The sequence below is a fragment of the Streptomyces paludis genome (assembly GCF_003344965.1).
GTDB classification, from domain to species: domain Bacteria; phylum Actinomycetota; class Actinomycetes; order Streptomycetales; family Streptomycetaceae; genus Streptomyces; species Streptomyces paludis.
Map to the genome: position 1 here is coordinate 1,162,461 of NZ_CP031194.1, position 17,482 is coordinate 1,179,942.

Sequence of the window (17,482 nt, forward strand, 5' to 3'; positions counted from 1 at the left end):
AGAGCGCGCGGCGCAGGTGAGCCCGGCCGGTGGATTCGCCCGGCCGGGCTCTGCCGTATCCGCCTCAGCCGTATTTGCGTACGAGCAGCTGCACGATGGCGACCACGCCGACCAGCACGACAAGCGCGCGCAGCGCGGTGGGTGGCAGTCTGCGGCCGACCTTGGCGCCGAGCTGGCCGCCCAGTGCCGAGCCGACGGCGATGAGGACGACGGCCGTCCAGTCGAAGTCGGCGACGAAGAGGAAGAAGAGCGCGGCGACGCTGTTGACGACGGCGGCGAGCACGTTCTTGGCCGCGTTGAGGCGTTGCATGCTGTCGTCGACCAGCATGCCCATCAGGGAGAGGTAGATGATTCCCTGGGCCGCGGTGAAGTAGCCCCCGTAGACGCTGGCGCAGAGGATCCCGGCGAGCAGGAGCGGTCCGCCGTTGGCACTGGCGCTGGTGCCGGTACGTTCACGGCGGGCCTGGACGGCGGCGGCCAGCCGGGGCTGGATGATCACGAGGACGAGCGCGAGGGTGACCAGGACGGGCACGATCGTCTCGAAGGCCGAGGACGGCAGGAGCAGCAGCAGGGTCGCGCCGGTGAAGCCGCCGATGAGCGCGGCGACGCTGAGGCGCAGGATGCGGTCGCGCTGTCCGGCGAGTTCGGCGCGGTAGCCGATGGCGCCGCTGATCGAACCGGGTATCAGGCCAAGGGCGTTGGAGACCGTGGCGGTGACCGGCGGGAGTCCCGTCGCCAGGAGGACGGGGAAGGTGATCAGTGTGCCGGAGCCGACGATGGTGTTGATCGTGCCGGCGCTGATGCCCGCCACGAAGACGGCGAGCATCTCCCAGATGGTCACGGTGGCTTGCCCTTCGGAGATCGATGCTGGTTGCACCGATCATGCCCGAAGGTGGGGCCGGCTCTGACGGTGGCCGGGCCGGAAGCGGCGCGGCCACCGGCCACCGGACGAGTCGAGGAGCCGGATCAGTCGAGGGGCGGGTTCTGCCGGCGCTCCTTGCCGGTGTTGAAGCCGGGCATGCCGCCGCCGAGGTTGTCGAAGGCGCCGCTGAGGCCCTTGAGGGCGTCGCCGATCTCGCTGGGCACGATCCAGAGCTTGTTGGCGTCGCCTTCGGCGATCTTGGGGAGCATCTGGAGGTACTGGTAGGCGAGGAGCTTCTGGTCGGGGTCGCCCGCGTGGATGGACTCGAAGACCGTACGGATGGCCTGGGCCTCACCCTCGGCGCGCAGGGCCGCGGCCTTGGCCTCACCTTCGGCGCGCAGGATCTGGGACTGCTTCTCGCCCTCGGCGGTGAGGATGGCGGCCTGCCGCGTACCTTCGGCGGTGAGGATGGCGGCGCGCTTGTCACGGTCGGCGCGCATCTGCTTCTCCATCGAGTCCTGGATGGAGGTGGGCGGTTCGATCGCCTTCAGCTCGACACGGTTGACGCGGATGCCCCACTTGCCGGTCGCCTCGTCGAGGACGCCGCGCAGGGCCGCGTTGATCTCCTCGCGGGAGGTGAGGGTCCGCTCCAGGTCCATGCCACCGATGATGTTGCGCAGGGTGGTGACGGTGAGCTGCTCGATCGCCTGGATGTAGCTGGCGACCTCGTAGGTCGCGGCCCTGGCGTCGGTCACCTGGTAGTAGATGACGGTGTCGATGTTGACGACCAGGTTGTCCTGGGTGATCACCGGCTGGGGCGGGAACGGCACGACCTGCTCACGCAGGTCGATGCGGTTGCGGATGGAGTCGATGAACGGGACCACGATGTTGAGGCCCGCGTTGAGAGTGCGTGTGTAGCGGCCGAACCGCTCCACGATGGCGGCGCTCGCCTGGGGGATGACCTGGATGGTCTTGATCAGGGCGATGAATACAAGCACCACCAGGATGACCAGGACGATGATGATTGCTGGCATCGCGTTCCACGGGCCCTTCGCTGCCGGATGTTCCGATGATCGAGTTTCTCAGACCTGGGGCCAACTTGGTGACCGTTCGGCCGGGTTGTCTCAGATGACGCTGTCTCATATGACGTCGACTCACGTCACACCGCGTCCCGTTGCGACGTCCACATCGCGGCGTACGCGTACGTATCGCGACGTTCACGTCACGACGGCTCACATGACGATCGCCGTCGCTCCGTCGATCTCGACCACATCGACCTTCTGGCCCGGCTCGAACGAGTTCTCCTCGTCGTAACTGCGCGCGGACCAGATCTCGCCGGCCAGCTTGATCCGGCCACCGGAGCGGTCCACCCGTTCCAGGACGACCGCTTGACGGCCCTTCAGGGCGTCGATCCCGGTGGCGGCGCCGGCGGGGGCCGCGTTGCGCTGCCGGACCGCGTACGGCCGGACTACGGCAATCAGCGCGACGGACACCACCACGAACACCAGGACCTGGGCCACCACTCCGCCGCCCAGCGCCGCCGTGATCGCGGCCGCGACCGCTCCGGCGGAGAACATGCCGAACTCGGGCATCGCCGTGATGACGAGCGGAATACCCAGTCCGACGGCCCCGATCAGCCACCACACCCACGCGTCGATTTCCACACGTCCCATGGTAGGGCGGGCGTGCGTCTCCCGACAGGGGTCATATCGGTCCCGCGCAGGGGCAGTCGGCGCCGGATCAGCCGAGCGGGAGTCCGTGCGCGGTCCAGCGCTCGCCGTTCCGCTCGACCAGGAGCGGGAGTCCGAAGCAGAGCGACAGGTTGCGGGAGGTCAGTTCGGTCTCCATGGGACCGGCGGCGAGCACCTTGCCCTGCCGGATCATGAGGACGTGGGTGAAGCCCGGCGCGATCTCCTCGACATGGTGGGTGACCATGATCATGGAGGGGGCGTACGGGTCCCGGGCGAGCCTGCCGAGCCGGCGCACCAGGTCCTCGCGGCCACCGAGGTCGAGTCCGGCGGCGGGCTCGTCCAGGAGCAGGAGTTCGGGGTCGGTCATCATCGCGCGGGCGATCAGGGTGCGCTTGCGCTCGCCCTCGGAGAGGGTGCCGAACCGGCGGTCCAGGAAGTCGGTCATGCCGAGCCGGTCGAGGAAGGCGCGGGCGCGCCGCTCGTCGACGGCGTCGTAGTCCTCGTGCCAGGTGGCGGTCATGCCGTACGCGGCCGTCAGGACGGTCTGGAGGACGGTCTGGCGCTTGGGCAGCTTCTCGGCCATCGCGATGCCCGCCACACCGATGCGCGGGCGGAGGTCGAAGACGTCGACCTTGCCGAGCCGCTCACCGAGGATGGTGACGTCACCGGTGGTCGGGAAGAGGTAGCTGGAGGCGAGGTTGAGCACGGTGGTCTTGCCGGCGCCGTTGGGGCCGAGGATCACCCAGCGCTCCCCCTCCTTCACCGACCAGGAGACATCGTCCACCAGAGCGCGTCCGTCGCGGACCACGGATACGTCCACCAGCTCCAGTACATCGCTCATGAGCGCGTTGTCTCCCCATGCAATCGTCTTGAGGTCTCGGGTGCGCCTGTAGGCGCGGGCCCCAGGAGAAAACCTACGCCACCGGTCGAGTGGTCCGGCCCCGAGGTCCGTTCCCTAGGCTGGGCCCATGCTTTCGCAACCACGTTCAGGATTGCTGGCCGCTTGGGGAAATGCCCTTTTGGCCGGTTTCGTATCGCCGGACGACGCCGTGCTCGCCGTGGTCGGCCAGGACGCGTCGCACCGGGTGGAGGGGCTGCCGGGCGAGACCGGGCCGGTCGGGCTGACGCTGGGGCTGGGCCGGCTGCGGGCGCTCGGGGTGACCGGATTCCGGGTGGCGCTGCCCGTGCCCGGGCATCCGCTGGGGCTCAGCGGGCCGCCGGAGTTCAACGCCCGCGCGCTGGACGCCGGGGAGGCCGTGGTGGCCGTGGGAGCGCCGTACGGGCTGGTGCCGGAGGTGTCGGCGGTGGGGCCCGACGGGGATCTGCATGTGGAGGTGCGCTGGCACTGTCTGCCCGTACGGGAGGCGCCGCCGGCGGACGTGCCCTCGCTCGGCGAGGCGGAGCGGGAGCTGGCGGAGGCGCTGCGGGACGCGACGGAGGTGCTGTCCCGGCTCGATGTGGCGGCGTCCGGGCCGGTGGCGGAGGCGGCGCTCGACGCGTACCGGGCCCGGTCGGAGCGCGGGCGGGAGGTGCTGGCGCCCGGCTACCCGCCGCGGGCGGTCCGGGTGCTGGAGCTGGCGCAGCGGATCGGGCTGCTGGTCTCGCTGGCGTACGAGCACGGGCACGGCGGCGCGGTGAGCGCGGCGGAGATGGCGGCGCGGCACGAGGCGCTGCGTCCGGTGGAGCGGTGTGCGCGGCGGGCGCTGGTGGCGGCGTACAACGCGTATGTGGAGGAGCGGGAGCGGCGGGACGCGCCGTGAGGCGGTGGCGGCGGGCGGCGGGTCCGTGCCCACCGCCCGCCGCCCGCCACTGGCTGCTCGCTGCTCGCTGCTCGCTGCCGCAGGGTGGCTAGAAGTTCGTCGACTCGTTGCCGAACGCCGGGTTGAGCAGGCCGATCACATTGATCGTGTTGCCGGTCAGGTTGACCGGAATGTGCACCGGGACCTGGACCACATTGCCGGAGGCGACGCCCGGGGAGTGCTCGGCCTTGCCGTCGGCGTGGGCGCCGCCGGTGGTGGCGAACGCGGCGCCGGCGGAGGCGCCCGCCGCGAGGCCGGCGGTGACGACGACCAGGGCGGCCTTCTTGGCGATCTTCATGGAGTGTTCCTCACATCGTGAATCGGAATCGTGTGATCAATGACCGCGGCGGTTCACCGCGGCACTCCATGGAGAACGTCCGCCCGGCCGGACGGATACGCCGTGTGGGTGACATACACACGACCGTATGAATCTCTGATCAGAAGTATGAATGGATCGGGGAGAAGACCGGCGACGGGAGCGGGGCCGGGATCAGGTCGTCATGCCGTGCCGGACGGCCCAGAGCGCCGCCTGCGTACGGTCCGAGAGGTCCAGCTTCATCAGGATGTTCGACACATGGGTCTTGACCGTCTTCTCGGAGAGCACCAGCGCACGGGCGATCTCCCTGTTCGAACGGCCGTCCGCGATCAGCCCGAGCACCTCGCGCTCGCGCTCGGTGAGGGTGGTGCCCCGGCCCGTACCGCCGCCCGCCGGGTCCTGCGCGAGCAGCGCGCCCGCGACCTCCGGCTGGAGCAGGACATGCCCCGCGTGTACGGAGCGGATCGCGCCGGCCAGCGCCTCGGGGTCGACGTCCTTGTACACGTAACCGCACGCCCCGGCGCGCAGCGCGGGGACGACGGTGCGCTGCTCGGTGAAGCTGGTGACGATCAGCACCCGCGCCGGATTCGCCAGCTCGCGGAGCCGGCGCAGCGCCTGGATGCCGTCGGTGCCGGGCATCTTGATGTCCATCAGGACGACATCGGGGCGCAGCTCCTCCGTACGCGCGACGCCTTCGGTGCCGTCGGCCGCCTCGCCGACCACTTCTATGTCGTCCTGGATCTCCAGGAACGTCCGCAGCCCCCGCCGGACGACCTGGTGGTCGTCCACGATCAGCACCCGGATCGTCTTGTCAGCCACCCGGCACCTCCATCTCGATCGTCGTGCCCCGGCCGGGCGCCGATCGCACCTTGAGTCTGCCGCCCACCCCGCTCGCCCGGTCCCGCATGGAGACCAGCCCCAGATGGCGGCCGGCGCTGCGGACCGTACGGGGTTCGAAGCCCGCTCCGTTGTCGGTGACGCTGAGTACCGCGCCCGGGCCCTGACGGGCGAGGGTGACCTCGACGCGGTCGCCGCCGGAGTGCCGCAGCGCGTTGTGGAGGGCTTCCTGCGCCACCCGCAGCAGCGCCTCCTCCTGGGCGGCGGGCAGCGCCCGGACGCCCGAGCTGCCGAAGGTGACCCGGGCGGAGTGGGCGCGGTCCAAGACCTGGATCTGGGTACGGAGCGTGTGCACCAGGCCGTCCTCGTCGAGCGCGGCGGGGCGCAGCTCGACGACGGCGGCGCGCAGTTCCTCGGCGGCCTCGGCGGCGAGGGCGGCGACCTGCTGGAGTTCGCCCTTGGCGCGGGCCGGGTCGCGGTCGACCAGGGCGGCGGCGGCCTGGGCGGTCAGCCGCAGCGAGAAGAGCTTCTGGCTGACGGCGTCGTGCAGCTCGTGGGCCAGCCGGGAGCGCTCCTCGGCGATGGTCAGCTCGCGGCTGCGCTCGTACAGCCGGGCGTTGGTCAGGGCGATGGCGGCGTGCTGGGCGAGGATCGTGACGAGTTCCTCGTCCTCCTCGGTGAACGCGCAGCCGCTGCCCCGGGAGGCGGCCGGCCGGGGGCAGCGCTTGTTGGCGAGGAAGAGCGCGGCGATGGTGGCGTCGCCGTCCCTGACGGGCACGCCGAGGAAGTCCGACATCTCGGGGTGGGCCTTGGGCCAGCCCTCGAAGCGCGGATCGAGGCGTACGTCGGCGAGGCGCTCGGGTTTCTCCTCGTGGAGCATCGCGGCGAGGATGCCGTGCTGGCGGGGCAGCGGGCCGATGGCCTTCCACTGTTCGTCGCTGACCCCGTCCACGACGAACTGGGCGAAGCCTCCGTGGTCGTCCGGCACGCCCAGCGCCGCGTACTCGGCGTCGAGCAGTTCGCGGGCGGAGACGACGATCGTCTTGAGGACGTCGCGTACTTCCAGGTGCCTGCTCATGGCGAGGAGCGCGGTGCTCACGGCCGCGAGGCCGGAGCCGGTGCGGTGGCTCATGTCCTCACGGTACCGGCGGGTCCCCGCCGCGCGTATCGGGCCGGGGACGGGCCGTGACCGGGGCGAAGGGCCTAGGCCGAAGGGCCCGGACTAGGGCGAAGGGACCTGGCGGGACGGGGCCCGCGTCCGAGGCGGCGGCGGGCGCCGGGTTATTGGCTTGGCCGTATCCGAGGCGCCGGGGCACCACGCGGCGCTCGGGACAGGGATACGGACAAGAACACGACGGGGAGTGGACATCATGCCGGTGGCGATCATCACGGGGGCGTCGAAGGGGCTGGGGCGGGCGCTGGCCGCGGGCCTTGCCGCGCGGGGCTGGGATCTGGTGCTGGACGCCAGGACCGGGACCGTACTGGAGGAGACGGCGCGGGCGGTCGGGAAGCGGGGGACGGCCGGGACCAGGGTGGTCCCGCTCGCCGGGGATGTGACGGACGCCGCGCACCGGGCGGCGCTCGTGGCGGCGGCGGCCGGGCTCGGCGGGCTCGACCTGCTGGTGAGCAACGCCAGCGCGCTGGGCGCGGAGCCGCTCGTACGGCTGGAGGCGCTGCCGGAGGCCGGGCTGCGGGCGGCGCTGGAGACCAATGTGGTGGCGGCGCTCGGGCTGGTGCGGGAGGCGCTGCCGCTGCTGCGGGCGAGCGCGGCGGGCACGGTGATCGCGGTCAGCTCGGACGCGGCGGCCGAGCCGTACGAGACCTGGGGCGGGTACGGGGCGTCCAAGGCGGCGCTGGACCATCTGGCGGCCGTGCTGGCGGTCGAGGAGCCGGAGCTGCGGGTGTGGGCGGTCGACCCGGGCGACATGGCGACGGATCTGTACGCGGCGGCCGTGCCGGACGACGCGGAGCCGCGGCCCGGCCCGGAGTCGGTGGTGCCGGGCTTCCTGCGGCTGCTGGAGCGCCGTCCGCCGAGCGGCCGGTACACGGCGCCGGCGCTGCTGGACGAGGGGCCGAGGTGAGCGCCGTGGACACGACAGGCTCGGCGTCCGTGCCCGCGTCCGCGCTCGCGGAGCTGCGGGTCCCCGAGGATCTGTCCGCCAGGGTCCCGGCCGAGCAGCGCGGGAGCGGCCGGGACGACGTACGGCTGTTGGTGTCCCGGGGGACGCGGGTGTCGCACCACGCGTTCCGGGAGCTGCCGGAGCTGCTGCGGGCCGGGGACGTGCTGGTGGTCAACACGTCCACGACGCTGCCCGCGGCGGTCAGCGGCCGGCTGGGGGACGCGCGGGTCGTGGCGCACTTCTCGACGCTCGGTGACGACGGGCGGTGGGCGGTCGAGCTGCGCACCCCGCATATAGGGGAGGGCGCGGGCACCACGCTGCCCCGGGCCGGTGGTCCGGCGGGGGCGCAGGTGCGGCTGCCGGGCGGGGAGCGGCTCGTCCTGGAGGAGCCGCTGACCGCCGGGAGCGCGCGGCTGTGGTGGGCGAGGGTCTCGTGCCCGGTGCCGGGGCTGCTGCGCCGCCACGGGCGGCCGATCCGGTACGCGTACACGGAGCGGGACCAGCCGCTCACCGCGTACCAGTCGGTCTTCGCGCTGCCCTCCCCCGACGGCGCGGGCTCGGCGGAGATGCCGAGCGCCGGGCGGCCCTTCACGGCCGGGCTGGTGACGGCGCTGGTGCGGCGGGGCGTGCTGTTCGCGCCGCTGACGCTGCATACGGGGGTGGCGTCGGCGGAGGCCCACGAGCCGCCGTACCCGGAGCGCTTCGAGGTGCCGGAGACCACGGCCCGGCTGGTGAACGCGGCGCGGGCGGGCGGGGGCCGGGTGATCGCGGTCGGTACGACGGCGGTACGGGCCCTGGAGTCGGCGGGCCGGGGCGACGGGAGCGTACGGGCTCCTGGGACCGTACGAGCCCGTGGGACCGTACGGGCGGCCTCGGGCTGGACGGATCTGGTGATCACGCCCCGGCGCGGGGTGCGGACCGTGGACGGGCTGCTGACCGGGCTGCACGAGCCCCGCGCGTCGCATCTGCTGATGCTGGAGGCGATCGCCGGCGGGGCGGCGCTGGCCCGGGGGTACGGGGAGGCCCTGCGCCGGCGCTACCTCTGGCACGAGTTCGGGGACGTCCATCTCCTGCTTCCGTCCGAGACCCCGCCCGCGTAGGCCCCGTAAGGGAAAAGGAGGACGAAGGCGGGAGAAGGCGGATGAAGGGCGGAAAACGCTCACAGCGTGCATTGCTTGAGCAACGCATGGTCAGGTCGTTACCCGCCGGGTGTGAGGCCCGGCATAGGACCCAGATCACTTACGAACAGCGGTAGTCGACGGATGAGGCGGTTGTGAGCACGGGATAAGTGGTCGGCGGGGCGTCCGGGAGGCGCCCCGCTCCACTACCCGGGGTCGTACGTCACACCTTTGCCAGGGCATTTTGCGGCAGCTAACAATTGCCGACGTCGCCGCCGAGCAGGCTGGCCGTCCGGCCTCCGCGACTTCCGCTATTCGAAGAGGTACGTCTCTATGTTCTCGTCACGCACCCCTGGCCTCAGTCGCCTGAACAAGACCCAGAAGGCTTCCATGGCCGGCGTCGCCGCCGCCGGAGTCGCCGCGGTCACGTTCTCGCTGGTTCCCGGTGGCAACGGCGGCACCGCCGAAGCCGGGTCCTCCTCGCAGTCGAAGCCCGCCACCGCCTCCCAGGTGGCGTGGAACACGACCACGAACGGCTCCCAGGCCGCTGCCGTGCACGCGATCATCGCCAAGCAGCACACCACCGTCGTCTCCAAGGCCGACGCCTCGGCGAAGACGAAGATCGAGGCCAAGACCAAGGCCGAGGAGAAGGCCAAGGAGAAGGCCAAGGCCGAGGAGAAGCGCTCCGCCAAGACGGCCGCCAGCCGCTCCGCCATCCGCAAGCCCGTCTACCCGAACAACCTGGACGGCTGGATCCGCGAGTCGCTGTCGATCATGAAGAAGCACGGCATCCCCGGCTCGTACGACGGCATCCACCGCAACATCATCCGCGAGTCGAGCGGTAACCCGAAGGCGATCAACCTCTGGGACATCAACGCCCAGAACGGCATCCCGTCGAAGGGCCTGCTCCAGGTCATCCCGCCGACCTTCAAGGCGTACCACGTCAAGGGCACGTCGACCGACATCTACAACCCGGTCGCCAACATCGTGGCCGCGTGCAACTACGCCGCCGACAAGTACGGATCGATGGACAACGTCAACAGCGCCTACTGATCCGGGCAGACAGACGGAAGGGCGGCACCCCGCGGGGGTGCCGCCCTCCGGCGTGTCCGGGACGGTTCAGACGGTCAGGCGGTTCAGGCGGTCCGGCGCCCGTGCTTTTCTCAGGTCTCCGGGCCGCCCGGTCTCACTTGCGCATGACCTCCGGCTCGTGCCGGCGCAGCAGCCGCGCCACCACGAAGCCGAGCGCGACGGCCATGACGACCAGCACCGAGACATCCATGATCCACTGGCCCGCCGAGTGCTTCCACAGCGGGTCCAGGTTGTTCGGGTTGTTCAGGTCGAACGGCGCCATCAGACGTCCGAGGTCGAGCGTCGTGCCCGCGCCCGCGATGGCCCAGCGGGCCGGCATCAGCCAGGCGAACTGCTCCAGGCCCGGCGAGTCGTAGAGCTGGAAGAGGACGCCGGTGAAGACGACCTGGACGATCGCGAACATGACCAGCAGCGGCATGGTCTTCTCGGAGGTCTTCACCAGCGAGGAGATGACCAGGCCGAACATCATCGAGGTCAGGCCCAGCGCGATCACGACCACACACAGCTCGACCGCCGGCGGCATGATCAGGCCCTCGGCGGGCATCTTGCGCGGTGCGAACCCGATGGCGCAGATGATGACGCCCTGGAGCGCGGTGATCAGACCGAGGGTGACCACCTTGGACATCAGATAGGCGGAGCGGGACAGACCGGTGGCCCGTTCCCGTTCGTAGATGACCCGTTCCTTGATCAGTTCACGTACGGAGTTGGCCGCGCCGGTGAAGCACATACCGACGATCAGGACGAGCATGATCGTGCCCGAGGCGGTGTTGAACCGGGACGGTGCCTCGGGAACGCCGAGTCCGAACTTCGCCGGGATGACGGTGCTGACCACTCCGAGTACGGCGGGCAGCGCCACCAGCAGCGCCATGAAGCCCTTGTCGGAGGCGATCACGGAGACATAGCGGCGGATCAGCGTCCAGAGCTGCGATCCCCAGCTCTGCGCCTTCGGCGCGCGCATCTGCTGCGCCGGCGGCATGTGGACGGACTGTGCGGCGACGGCGTCGATGTCGGCCGCGTACATCTGGTAGTGCTGCGAGCCGCGCCAGCGGCCCGCCCAGTCGTAGTCGCGGTAGTTCTCGAAGGCCGAGAAGACATCGGCCCAGCTGGTGTAGCCGAAGAAGTTGAGCGCCTCCTCGGGCGGACCGAAGTACGCGACGGAGCCGCCGGGGGCCAGCACGAGGAGCTTGTCGCAGATCGCCAGCTCGGCCACGGAGTGGGTGACGACCAGGACCGTACGGCCGTCGTCGGCGAGGGCGCGCAGCAGCTGCATCACATCGCGGTCCATGCCCGGGTCGAGGCCGGAGGTCGGCTCGTCCAGGAAGATCAGCGACGGCTTGGTGAGCAGCTCCAGGGCGACGGACACGCGCTTGCGCTGGCCGCCGGAGAGCGCGGTGATCTTCTTGTCCTTGTGGACGTCGAGCTTCAGCTCGCCCAGCACCTCACCGATCCGGGCCTCGCGCTCGGCCACGGCGGTGTCACCGGGGAAGCGGAGCTTGGCCGCGTACTTGAGGGCCTTCTTGACGGTCAGCTCCTTGTGCAGGATGTCGTCCTGCGGGACCAGACCGATGCGCTGGCGCAGCTCGGCGAACTGCTTGTAGAGGTTCCGGTTGTCGTAGAGGACATCGCCCTGGTCGGCGGGGCGGTAGCCGGTGAGCGCCTTGAGCAGGGTGGACTTGCCGGAGCCGGACGGGCCGATGACGGCGATCAGCGACTTCTCGGGGACACCGAAGGAGACGTCCTTGAGGATCTGCTTGCCGCCGTCGACCGTCACCGTGAGATGGCGGGCGGAGAAGGAGACCTCACCGGTGTCGACGAACTCTTCGAGACGGTCGCCGACGAGCCGGAACGTTGAGTGGCCGACGCCGACGATGTCGCTCGGGCCGAGCAGGACCGTCGCGGACTTGGCGATCGGCTGGCCGTTGACGTACGTGCCGTTGTGGGAGCCGAGGTCGCGGATCTCGAAGCGGCCGTCGGGGGTGGCGGTGAACTCGGCGTGGTGGCGGGAGACCTGGAGGTCGGAGACAACCAGCTCGTTCTCCAGCGCACGGCCGATGCGCATGACCCGGCCCAGCGAGAAGTGGTGGAACGTGGTGGGGCTGCGGTCGCCGTACACCTGCGGGGCCCCCGCGCCACCGTCCGCGCCCGGGGCCGCCTGCTGGTGCGGGATGTGCGCCTGGTGCTGCGGGGCGGATATCTGCTGGCCCGCCTGCTGACCCGGCTGTTGTCCCGGCTGCTGCTGGTGCTGCTGTTGTTGCTGCGACTGCTGCTGTGACTGCTGCGGGTAGCCCTGCTGCTGGACGGGGGCCTGCTGCGACGCCCAGCCGGGAGCGCTCTGCTGCTGAGGCGCCGGCGCCTGGTGGGCCTGCTGCGCCTGCTGGGGCGCGGCGGCGCCCCCGGCTCCTCCCCCGGTGAGACTCACCCGGGGGCCGTCGGTGGCGTTCCCGAGATGCACGGCCGAGCCGGCGCCGATCTCCAGCTGCTGGATCCGCCGGCCCTGCGCATAGGTGCCGTTGGTGGAACCGTGGTCTTCGATGACCCAACCGCGGCCGCCCCAGCTGATGGTGGCGTGCCGCCAGGACACTCTGGCGTCATCGATCACCAGATCACCCTGCGGATCCCTCCCCAGGGTGTACGACCTGGACGGATCGAGTGTCCAGGTCCTTCCGTTCAATTCAAGTACGAGTTCCGGCACTCCACGCCCCACTGGTTTTCCCCCGAGTTTTCCCCATCGCAGGGAGTCTAGGGATGGCGAACATCGGGGGGAACTATTTCAGGCTCGCTCACCTCTTTGAAACCCGGGCCTGGTGCAGTAGGGGCACAAGCGTGTAACAGCGCGCGCGGAGGGGCCCCTGGTGCGGGCCCCGGCGCCGGGGGCGTAACGGACGATCCCGGCCGTACCGCCGCTCGTGATGTCCGGATACGCGGGACCCTCGGGGGATATCCGAGCCCCGCCCGACTACGGTGGGAACCACCATGAGCGCATCTCAGCCACCCCGGACCGCCGACGTCCCCACTCTTCTGGTCAAGATCTTCGGGAAGGACCGCCCCGGAATCACCGCCGGCCTCTTCGACACCCTCGCCGCCTACTCCGTCGATGTGATCGACATCGAGCAGGTCGTCACCCGCGGCCGTATCGTCCTGTGCGCGCTGATCACCTCGCCGACCGCGGAGGGCACGAGCGAGGGCGCACTGCGGGCGACCGTGCACAGCTGGACCGAATCGCTCAACCTCCAGACCGAAATCATCTCCGGCACCGGCGACAACCGGCCACGTGGCAGTGGCCGTTCCCATGTCACCGTCCTCGGCAATCCGCTGACCTCGGAGTCGACCGCCGCCATAGCCGCCAGCATCACCGCCACGGGCGGCAATATCGACCGGATCTTCCGGCTCGCGAAGTACCCGGTCACCGCCGTGGAGTTCGCGGTCTCCGGTGTGGAGACCGAACCGCTGCGCACCGCGCTGGCCACCGCGGGCGCCCAGATCGGGATCGATGTCGCGGTGGTCTCGGCCGGGCTGCACCGGCGGGCCCAGCGGCTGGTGATCATGGATGTGGACTCGACCCTCATCCAGGACGAGGTCATCGAGCTGTTCGCGGCGCACGCCGGCTGCGAGGCCGAGGTGGCCGAGGTGACCGCCCGGGCCATGCGCGGTGAGCTGGACTTCGAGCAGTCCCTGCACGCCCGGGTGGAGCTGCTGGCCGGGCTCGACGCGTCGGTCGTGGACAAGGTGCGGTCCGAGGTACGGCTGACACCCGGCGCCCGCACCCTGGTCCGTACCCTCAAGCGGCTGGGCTACCAGGTGGGGGTCGTATCGGGTGGATTCACCCAGGTCACAGACGCTCTCCAGGTTCAGCTGGGGCTTGATTTCGCCGCTGCCAACACGCTGGAGATCGTGGACGGGAAGTTCACCGGACGCGTGGTGGGCGAGATCGTGGACCGGGCCGGCAAGGCGCGGCTGCTGCGCCGGTTCGCCGCCGAGGCGGGGGTGCCGCTGGCGCAGACCGTCGCGATCGGTGACGGCGCCAATGACCTGGACATGCTGAACGCGGCGGGGCTGGGGGTGGCCTTTAACGCCAAGCCCGTGGTCCGCGAGGCCGTGCACACGGCGGTGAACGTGCCGTTCCTCGACACCGTGCTGTATCTGCTGGGCATCACACGGGAAGAGGTCGAGGCGGCGGACTGGGAGGACGGGACGCTCGACTGACCTCGCGGCTCTCCCGTAGGGGGAGAAGTACGACGGGACGGCCCCGGCACCGGCGCATCGCGCCCACGGTGCCGGGGCCGTCCCCGTGCGGTCCCGCTGTCTCTCCGTACCGTCCCTGCCGTACCCGTACCCGTACGGGTACGCGTACCCGTACCGTCAGTCGCGCGGGGTCCAGAACGCGTCGAGCCTGCCGACGCCGTGCTCGACCGACTTCCAGCCGCCGGTGAAGCCGATCACGGCGTACGCGGAGGTGGGGAAGCCGCTGCGGTTCATCCGCGGCAGAAGATCGCCGGAGGTCTGGCCCGCGAGGGCGTCGGCGAGCGCGTGCATACCGGGGTTGTGGCCGATCAGAATCAGGTCGTTCACCGTGTCGGGCGTCTCGTTGATCACGGCGATCAGCTCGCCGAGCGACGCGTCGTAGAGCCGCTCCTCGTAGACGGTCCGGGGGCGCTGGGACAGCTCCGGCACGACGAGCTTCCAGGTCTCCCGCGTTCTGGCCGAGGTCGAGCAGAGAGCCAGATCGAAGACGATGCCGGTCGCGGCGAGACTGCGGCCCGCGCCGGGCGCGTCCGCGCGGCCTCTGTCGGCGAGCGGACGCTCGTGGTCGGACACCTCGGGCCAGTCGGCCTTCGCGTGCCGGAGTAGGACGATCCTTCGGGGTGTATCGACGCTCATACGATCCAGCTTCGCACGAACCACGCCACGCGGCGCAGGGTGTTGACACGTACCACCCGCTACCGGGCGAGCGTGACCTGAAGGCGCTCCAGGATCCGCACGACCGCCGGGTCGCCCGTCGCCGCGTGCGCCGGGCCGGGCTCGGCCACCAGCAGGAACAGCACACCGAAGGCGAGCGCCGGGAGCGCCAGGGACCACCACGGCAGCCGTATCGCGCCGCCGGAGCGTGATGCCTGGGCGTGCGTGCGGGAGTGCGGGTGGGCCGCCATGGCCGCCTCCGTGAGGTCGGTGGATCCGTGGGTCGCCGGATCCCGTGGGTCGGTGCGTCCGTCGCGTGGTGTCGACGTACTCACAACCTACGGATCACCGGCTCCGGTTCCCATCCGGCAACCCACCCACTTCACCCTGACCCCTGCCCCCTAGGGGTCCGGGTGCCGGCCCTCTTGCGCCCGGGGCGTTGTTGGTCTAGCGAGGTCGTCTATGGGCTGGCGATCGTGGCCACAATGCTGATGATCACCATGATGCCGATGATCGTGCCGAAGACGAGGAGCAGCTTCCGCTGCCCGTTCTGGGGGTTCGGGTCAAGGACAGGCATGACGTCAGTCTCGCATCAGGGCCTCGTCCTCGATCGTCCGGTCCCGTCCCGCGAACGTACCGGCCAGCATCTGCGGTACGAGGAACGCGGCCATCAGCGCGATCGGCAGCCCCCAGCCGCCGGTGTGCTGGTAGAGGACGCCGACCAGCAGCGGTCCGGGGATGGAGAGCAGATAGCCGAAGCTCTGGGTGAACGCGGAGAGCCGGACGACACCCGCGCCGGACCGCGACCGCATCCCGATCATGGTGAGGGCCAGCGGGAACGAGCAGTTCGAGATCCCGAGGAGCACCGCCCAGAGCCAGGCGCCGGCGGCCGGGGCGAAGTACAGGCCCGCGTAGGCGGTCAGTCCGCAGAGCCCGAGGGCGACGACGATCGGCCCCTGGTGCCGCATCCGGGCGGCCATGCGCGGGATCACGAAGGCCAGCGGCACCCCCATGGCCATGATCAGCGCGAGCAGCAGCCCCGCCGTACCGGCGGAGACCCCGGCGTCGCGGAAGATCTGCGGCATCCAGCCCATGGTGATGTACGCGCCGGTGGCCTGGAGGCCGAAGAAGCAGGCCAGGCTCCAGGCGGTACGGCTGCGCCCGAGCCGCAGCCCGGCACCGGGCTCCGCGGCCGCGGTGTCCGCTCCGGCGGCGACGGCCGGGGCGGCGGACCGCTCCGCCGACCGGTCGCGTACGAGGACGAGCCCCAGCCAGGGCAGTACGGCCACAGCGGCGAGCACCGCCCACACGCCGAGCCCCAGGCGCCAGTCGCCGCCCATCGCGCCGGTCATCGGGACGGTCACGGCGGCGGCGCCGGCGGTACCGAGGGCGAGGGACATGGAGTACAGCCCGGTCATGGTGCCGACCCGGTCGGGGAAGTACCGCTTGACGATCACCGGCATCAGTACGTTGCTGACGGCGATGCCCATGAGCGCGCACGCGCTGGCGGCGAGGAAGAGCGGCGCGCCGCCGGCGAAGGAGCGCAGTGCCACGCCCGCCGTGATCGCGACCATGCCCGCGAGGACGACGGCACCGGGCCCGAAGCGCCGGGCCAGCCGGGGCGCGGCGAAGCCGAAGACCGCGAAGCACAGGGGCGGTACGGAGGTGAGGACGCCGGCGGCGGTACCGCTCATGTGCAGTCCGGTCCGCACCTCTTCGAGCAGCGCGCCGAGGCTGGTGATGGCGGGGCGGAGGTTGAGCGCGGCGAGGACGAGCCCGGCGACCAGGAGCCGGGTGCGCCAGACAGCCGTTCCGCTCGAGGCGGAGGAGGGCGAGGCCGGTATCGGTGTCGGCATCGCGGTCGGCATCGGGGTCGGGGAGAGTGTCCGGGGCTGTGTCGGACGCTGCGGCTCGTCAATCATGAGCCCATCATAGAATCATGGGATGATTAGCGGGACCCGGCCCTCCTCCTCTCCACCGACTCCACCGACTCCACCCGACCGTTTGGGAGCATCATGGCGTTGACCTCACCCCGGCGTACCGCACTCTCCGACCAGGTGATCACCGAGCTGCGGAGCCAGATCACCTCGGGCGTATGGCCGGTGGGCTCCCGTATCCCGACCGAACCCGAGCTGGTCGAGCAGCTGGGGGTGGCCCGTAACACCGTCCGCGAGGCGGTGCGCGCGCTGGCGCACAACGGGCTGCTGGACATCCGGCAGGGCTCGGGAACCTATGTCGTCGCGACCAGCGAGCTGGCCGGGGTGATGCACCGGCGGTTCGCCGACGCCGATCCCCGGCACATCGCCGAACTGCGTTCGACGCTGGAGTCCTCGGCGGCGCGGCTGGCCGCACAGCGGCGTACGGACCGGGATCTGCGGCAGCTGGAGAGCCTGCTCGCCCGGCGTGAGGCGGCGTGGGCGGCGGGCGAGGCGGAGCCGTTCGTCGCGGCCGACGGCGCGCTGCACATGGCGGTCGTCGCGGCCTCGCACAACGAGGTGCTGACCGCCGTCTACGCGGACCTCGGCCATGTGATGCGCGACTGGCTCCGCGACGATGTGGGCCCGGAGCTGCGCCCGGAGAACCACGTGGACCACGCGCGGCTGGTCGCGGCGATCCGGGCGGGTGACGCGGAGGCGGCGGCGCGGGAGGCGGAGAGCTACGCGCCGGCCTGCCTGGCCGACCGGACCTGAACCTGGGTGCACGCAAAAAGGCCGTGTGCCCGTCCGAGGACGGTCACACGGCCTTCGCGTG

The 17,482-nt window shown here is 71.0% G+C and carries 18 protein-coding genes; 6 read left to right on the forward strand and 12 right to left on the reverse strand.

Annotated features, from left to right (window positions below; genetic code table 11):
• Positions 1 to 64: 64 nt before the first annotated feature.
• From DVK44_RS05015 to DVK44_RS05030, 4 genes are all read right to left on the reverse strand, one after another.
• Complete coding sequence (locus DVK44_RS05015; RefSeq protein ID WP_114658515.1) at positions 65 to 841, reverse strand: sulfite exporter TauE/SafE family protein; 777 nt, start codon at positions 839 to 841, stop codon at positions 65 to 67.
• Between the two features lie 125 nt (positions 842 to 966).
• On the reverse strand, positions 967 to 1,896 hold the full coding sequence (locus DVK44_RS05020) for an SPFH domain-containing protein (RefSeq protein WP_114658516.1): 930 nt from the start codon (positions 1,894 to 1,896) through the stop codon (positions 967 to 969).
• A 198-nt stretch (positions 1,897 to 2,094) separates the two neighbouring features.
• Positions 2,095 to 2,526, reverse strand: a complete 432-nt coding sequence (locus DVK44_RS05025) for an NfeD family protein (protein WP_114664910.1) — start codon at positions 2,524 to 2,526, stop codon at positions 2,095 to 2,097.
• Positions 2,527 to 2,602: 76 nt separating this feature from the next.
• Complete coding sequence (locus tag DVK44_RS05030; RefSeq protein ID WP_114658517.1) at positions 2,603 to 3,394, reverse strand: ABC transporter ATP-binding protein; 792 nt, start codon at positions 3,392 to 3,394, stop codon at positions 2,603 to 2,605.
• A 127-nt stretch (positions 3,395 to 3,521) separates the two neighbouring features.
• On the opposite strand from DVK44_RS05030, the gene DVK44_RS05035 reads away from it, so the two are divergent.
• The gene (locus tag DVK44_RS05035; RefSeq protein ID WP_114658518.1) at positions 3,522 to 4,313 is read left to right on the forward strand and encodes a hypothetical protein; all 792 of its coding nucleotides are present in this window, start codon (positions 3,522 to 3,524) and stop codon (positions 4,311 to 4,313) included.
• An 88-nt stretch (positions 4,314 to 4,401) separates the two neighbouring features.
• Here DVK44_RS05035 and DVK44_RS05040 read toward each other — a convergent pair whose 3' ends face one another.
• The 3 genes from DVK44_RS05040 to DVK44_RS05050 form a co-directional block, all read right to left on the reverse strand.
• Positions 4,402 to 4,650, reverse strand: a complete 249-nt coding sequence (locus DVK44_RS05040) for a chaplin (RefSeq protein ID WP_114658519.1) — start codon at positions 4,648 to 4,650, stop codon at positions 4,402 to 4,404.
• A 192-nt stretch (positions 4,651 to 4,842) separates the two neighbouring features.
• Positions 4,843 to 5,487 (reverse strand): response regulator, encoded by a 645-nt coding sequence (locus tag DVK44_RS05045; protein WP_114658520.1) that lies wholly within the window; start codon positions 5,485 to 5,487, stop codon positions 4,843 to 4,845.
• Entirely contained in the window at positions 5,480 to 6,637 is a 1,158-nt protein-coding gene (locus DVK44_RS05050) for a GAF domain-containing sensor histidine kinase (protein WP_114658521.1), read from the reverse strand. Before DVK44_RS05050 ends, DVK44_RS05045 begins: the two co-directional genes overlap by 8 nt.
• Positions 6,638 to 6,875: 238 nt before the next feature.
• Between DVK44_RS05050 and DVK44_RS05055 the strand changes: the two genes are divergently transcribed.
• The 3 genes from DVK44_RS05055 to DVK44_RS05065 all read left to right on the forward strand — a co-directional run bounded on the left by DVK44_RS05055 (position 6,876) and on the right by DVK44_RS05065 (position 9,796).
• Entirely contained in the window at positions 6,876 to 7,586 is a 711-nt protein-coding gene (locus DVK44_RS05055; RefSeq protein WP_114664911.1) for an SDR family NAD(P)-dependent oxidoreductase, read from the forward strand.
• Between the two features lie 5 nt (positions 7,587 to 7,591).
• On the forward strand, positions 7,592 to 8,725 hold the full coding sequence (locus tag DVK44_RS05060) for an S-adenosylmethionine:tRNA ribosyltransferase-isomerase (protein WP_181957404.1): 1,134 nt from the start codon (positions 7,592 to 7,594) through the stop codon (positions 8,723 to 8,725).
• A 351-nt stretch (positions 8,726 to 9,076) separates the two neighbouring features.
• Positions 9,077 to 9,796, forward strand: a complete 720-nt coding sequence (locus DVK44_RS05065; protein ID WP_114658523.1) for a transglycosylase SLT domain-containing protein — start codon at positions 9,077 to 9,079, stop codon at positions 9,794 to 9,796.
• Between the two features lie 133 nt (positions 9,797 to 9,929).
• Here the strand turns inward: DVK44_RS05065 and DVK44_RS05070 are convergent, their stop codons facing one another.
• Positions 9,930 to 12,539 carry an ABC transporter ATP-binding protein/permease gene (locus tag DVK44_RS05070; RefSeq protein WP_114658524.1) on the reverse strand — a complete coding sequence of 870 codons (2,610 nt, stop codon included), beginning with the start codon at positions 12,537 to 12,539 and terminating at the stop codon, positions 9,930 to 9,932.
• A 269-nt stretch (positions 12,540 to 12,808) separates the two neighbouring features.
• Here DVK44_RS05070 and serB point away from each other — a divergent pair, with 269 nt between their 5' ends.
• The gene (gene serB, locus DVK44_RS05075) at positions 12,809 to 14,038 is read left to right on the forward strand and encodes a phosphoserine phosphatase SerB (RefSeq protein WP_114658525.1); all 1,230 of its coding nucleotides are present in this window, start codon (positions 12,809 to 12,811) and stop codon (positions 14,036 to 14,038) included.
• 156 nt (positions 14,039 to 14,194) lie between these two features.
• Here serB and DVK44_RS05080 read toward each other — a convergent pair whose 3' ends face one another.
• The 4 genes from DVK44_RS05080 to DVK44_RS05090 form a co-directional block, all read right to left on the reverse strand.
• Positions 14,195 to 14,713: a SixA phosphatase family protein gene (locus tag DVK44_RS05080; RefSeq protein ID WP_114658526.1), complete on the reverse strand. Its 519-nt coding sequence runs from the start codon at positions 14,711 to 14,713 to the stop codon at positions 14,195 to 14,197.
• 59 nt (positions 14,714 to 14,772) lie between these two features.
• Complete coding sequence (locus DVK44_RS05085) at positions 14,773 to 14,982, reverse strand: hypothetical protein (protein ID WP_114664912.1); 210 nt, start codon at positions 14,980 to 14,982, stop codon at positions 14,773 to 14,775.
• 209 nt (positions 14,983 to 15,191) lie between these two features.
• Complete coding sequence (locus DVK44_RS37565; protein WP_267899034.1) at positions 15,192 to 15,308, reverse strand: SGM_5486 family transporter-associated protein; 117 nt, start codon at positions 15,306 to 15,308, stop codon at positions 15,192 to 15,194.
• A gap of 4 nt (positions 15,309 to 15,312) precedes the next feature.
• Positions 15,313 to 16,653 (reverse strand): CynX/NimT family MFS transporter, encoded by a 1,341-nt coding sequence (locus DVK44_RS05090; protein ID WP_408055290.1) that lies wholly within the window; start codon positions 16,651 to 16,653, stop codon positions 15,313 to 15,315.
• Between the two features lie 93 nt (positions 16,654 to 16,746).
• Here DVK44_RS05090 and DVK44_RS05095 point away from each other — a divergent pair, with 93 nt between their 5' ends.
• Positions 16,747 to 17,421, forward strand: a complete 675-nt coding sequence (locus tag DVK44_RS05095) for a FadR/GntR family transcriptional regulator (protein WP_114658528.1) — start codon at positions 16,747 to 16,749, stop codon at positions 17,419 to 17,421.
• The last annotated feature ends 61 nt before the right edge of the window (positions 17,422 to 17,482 follow it).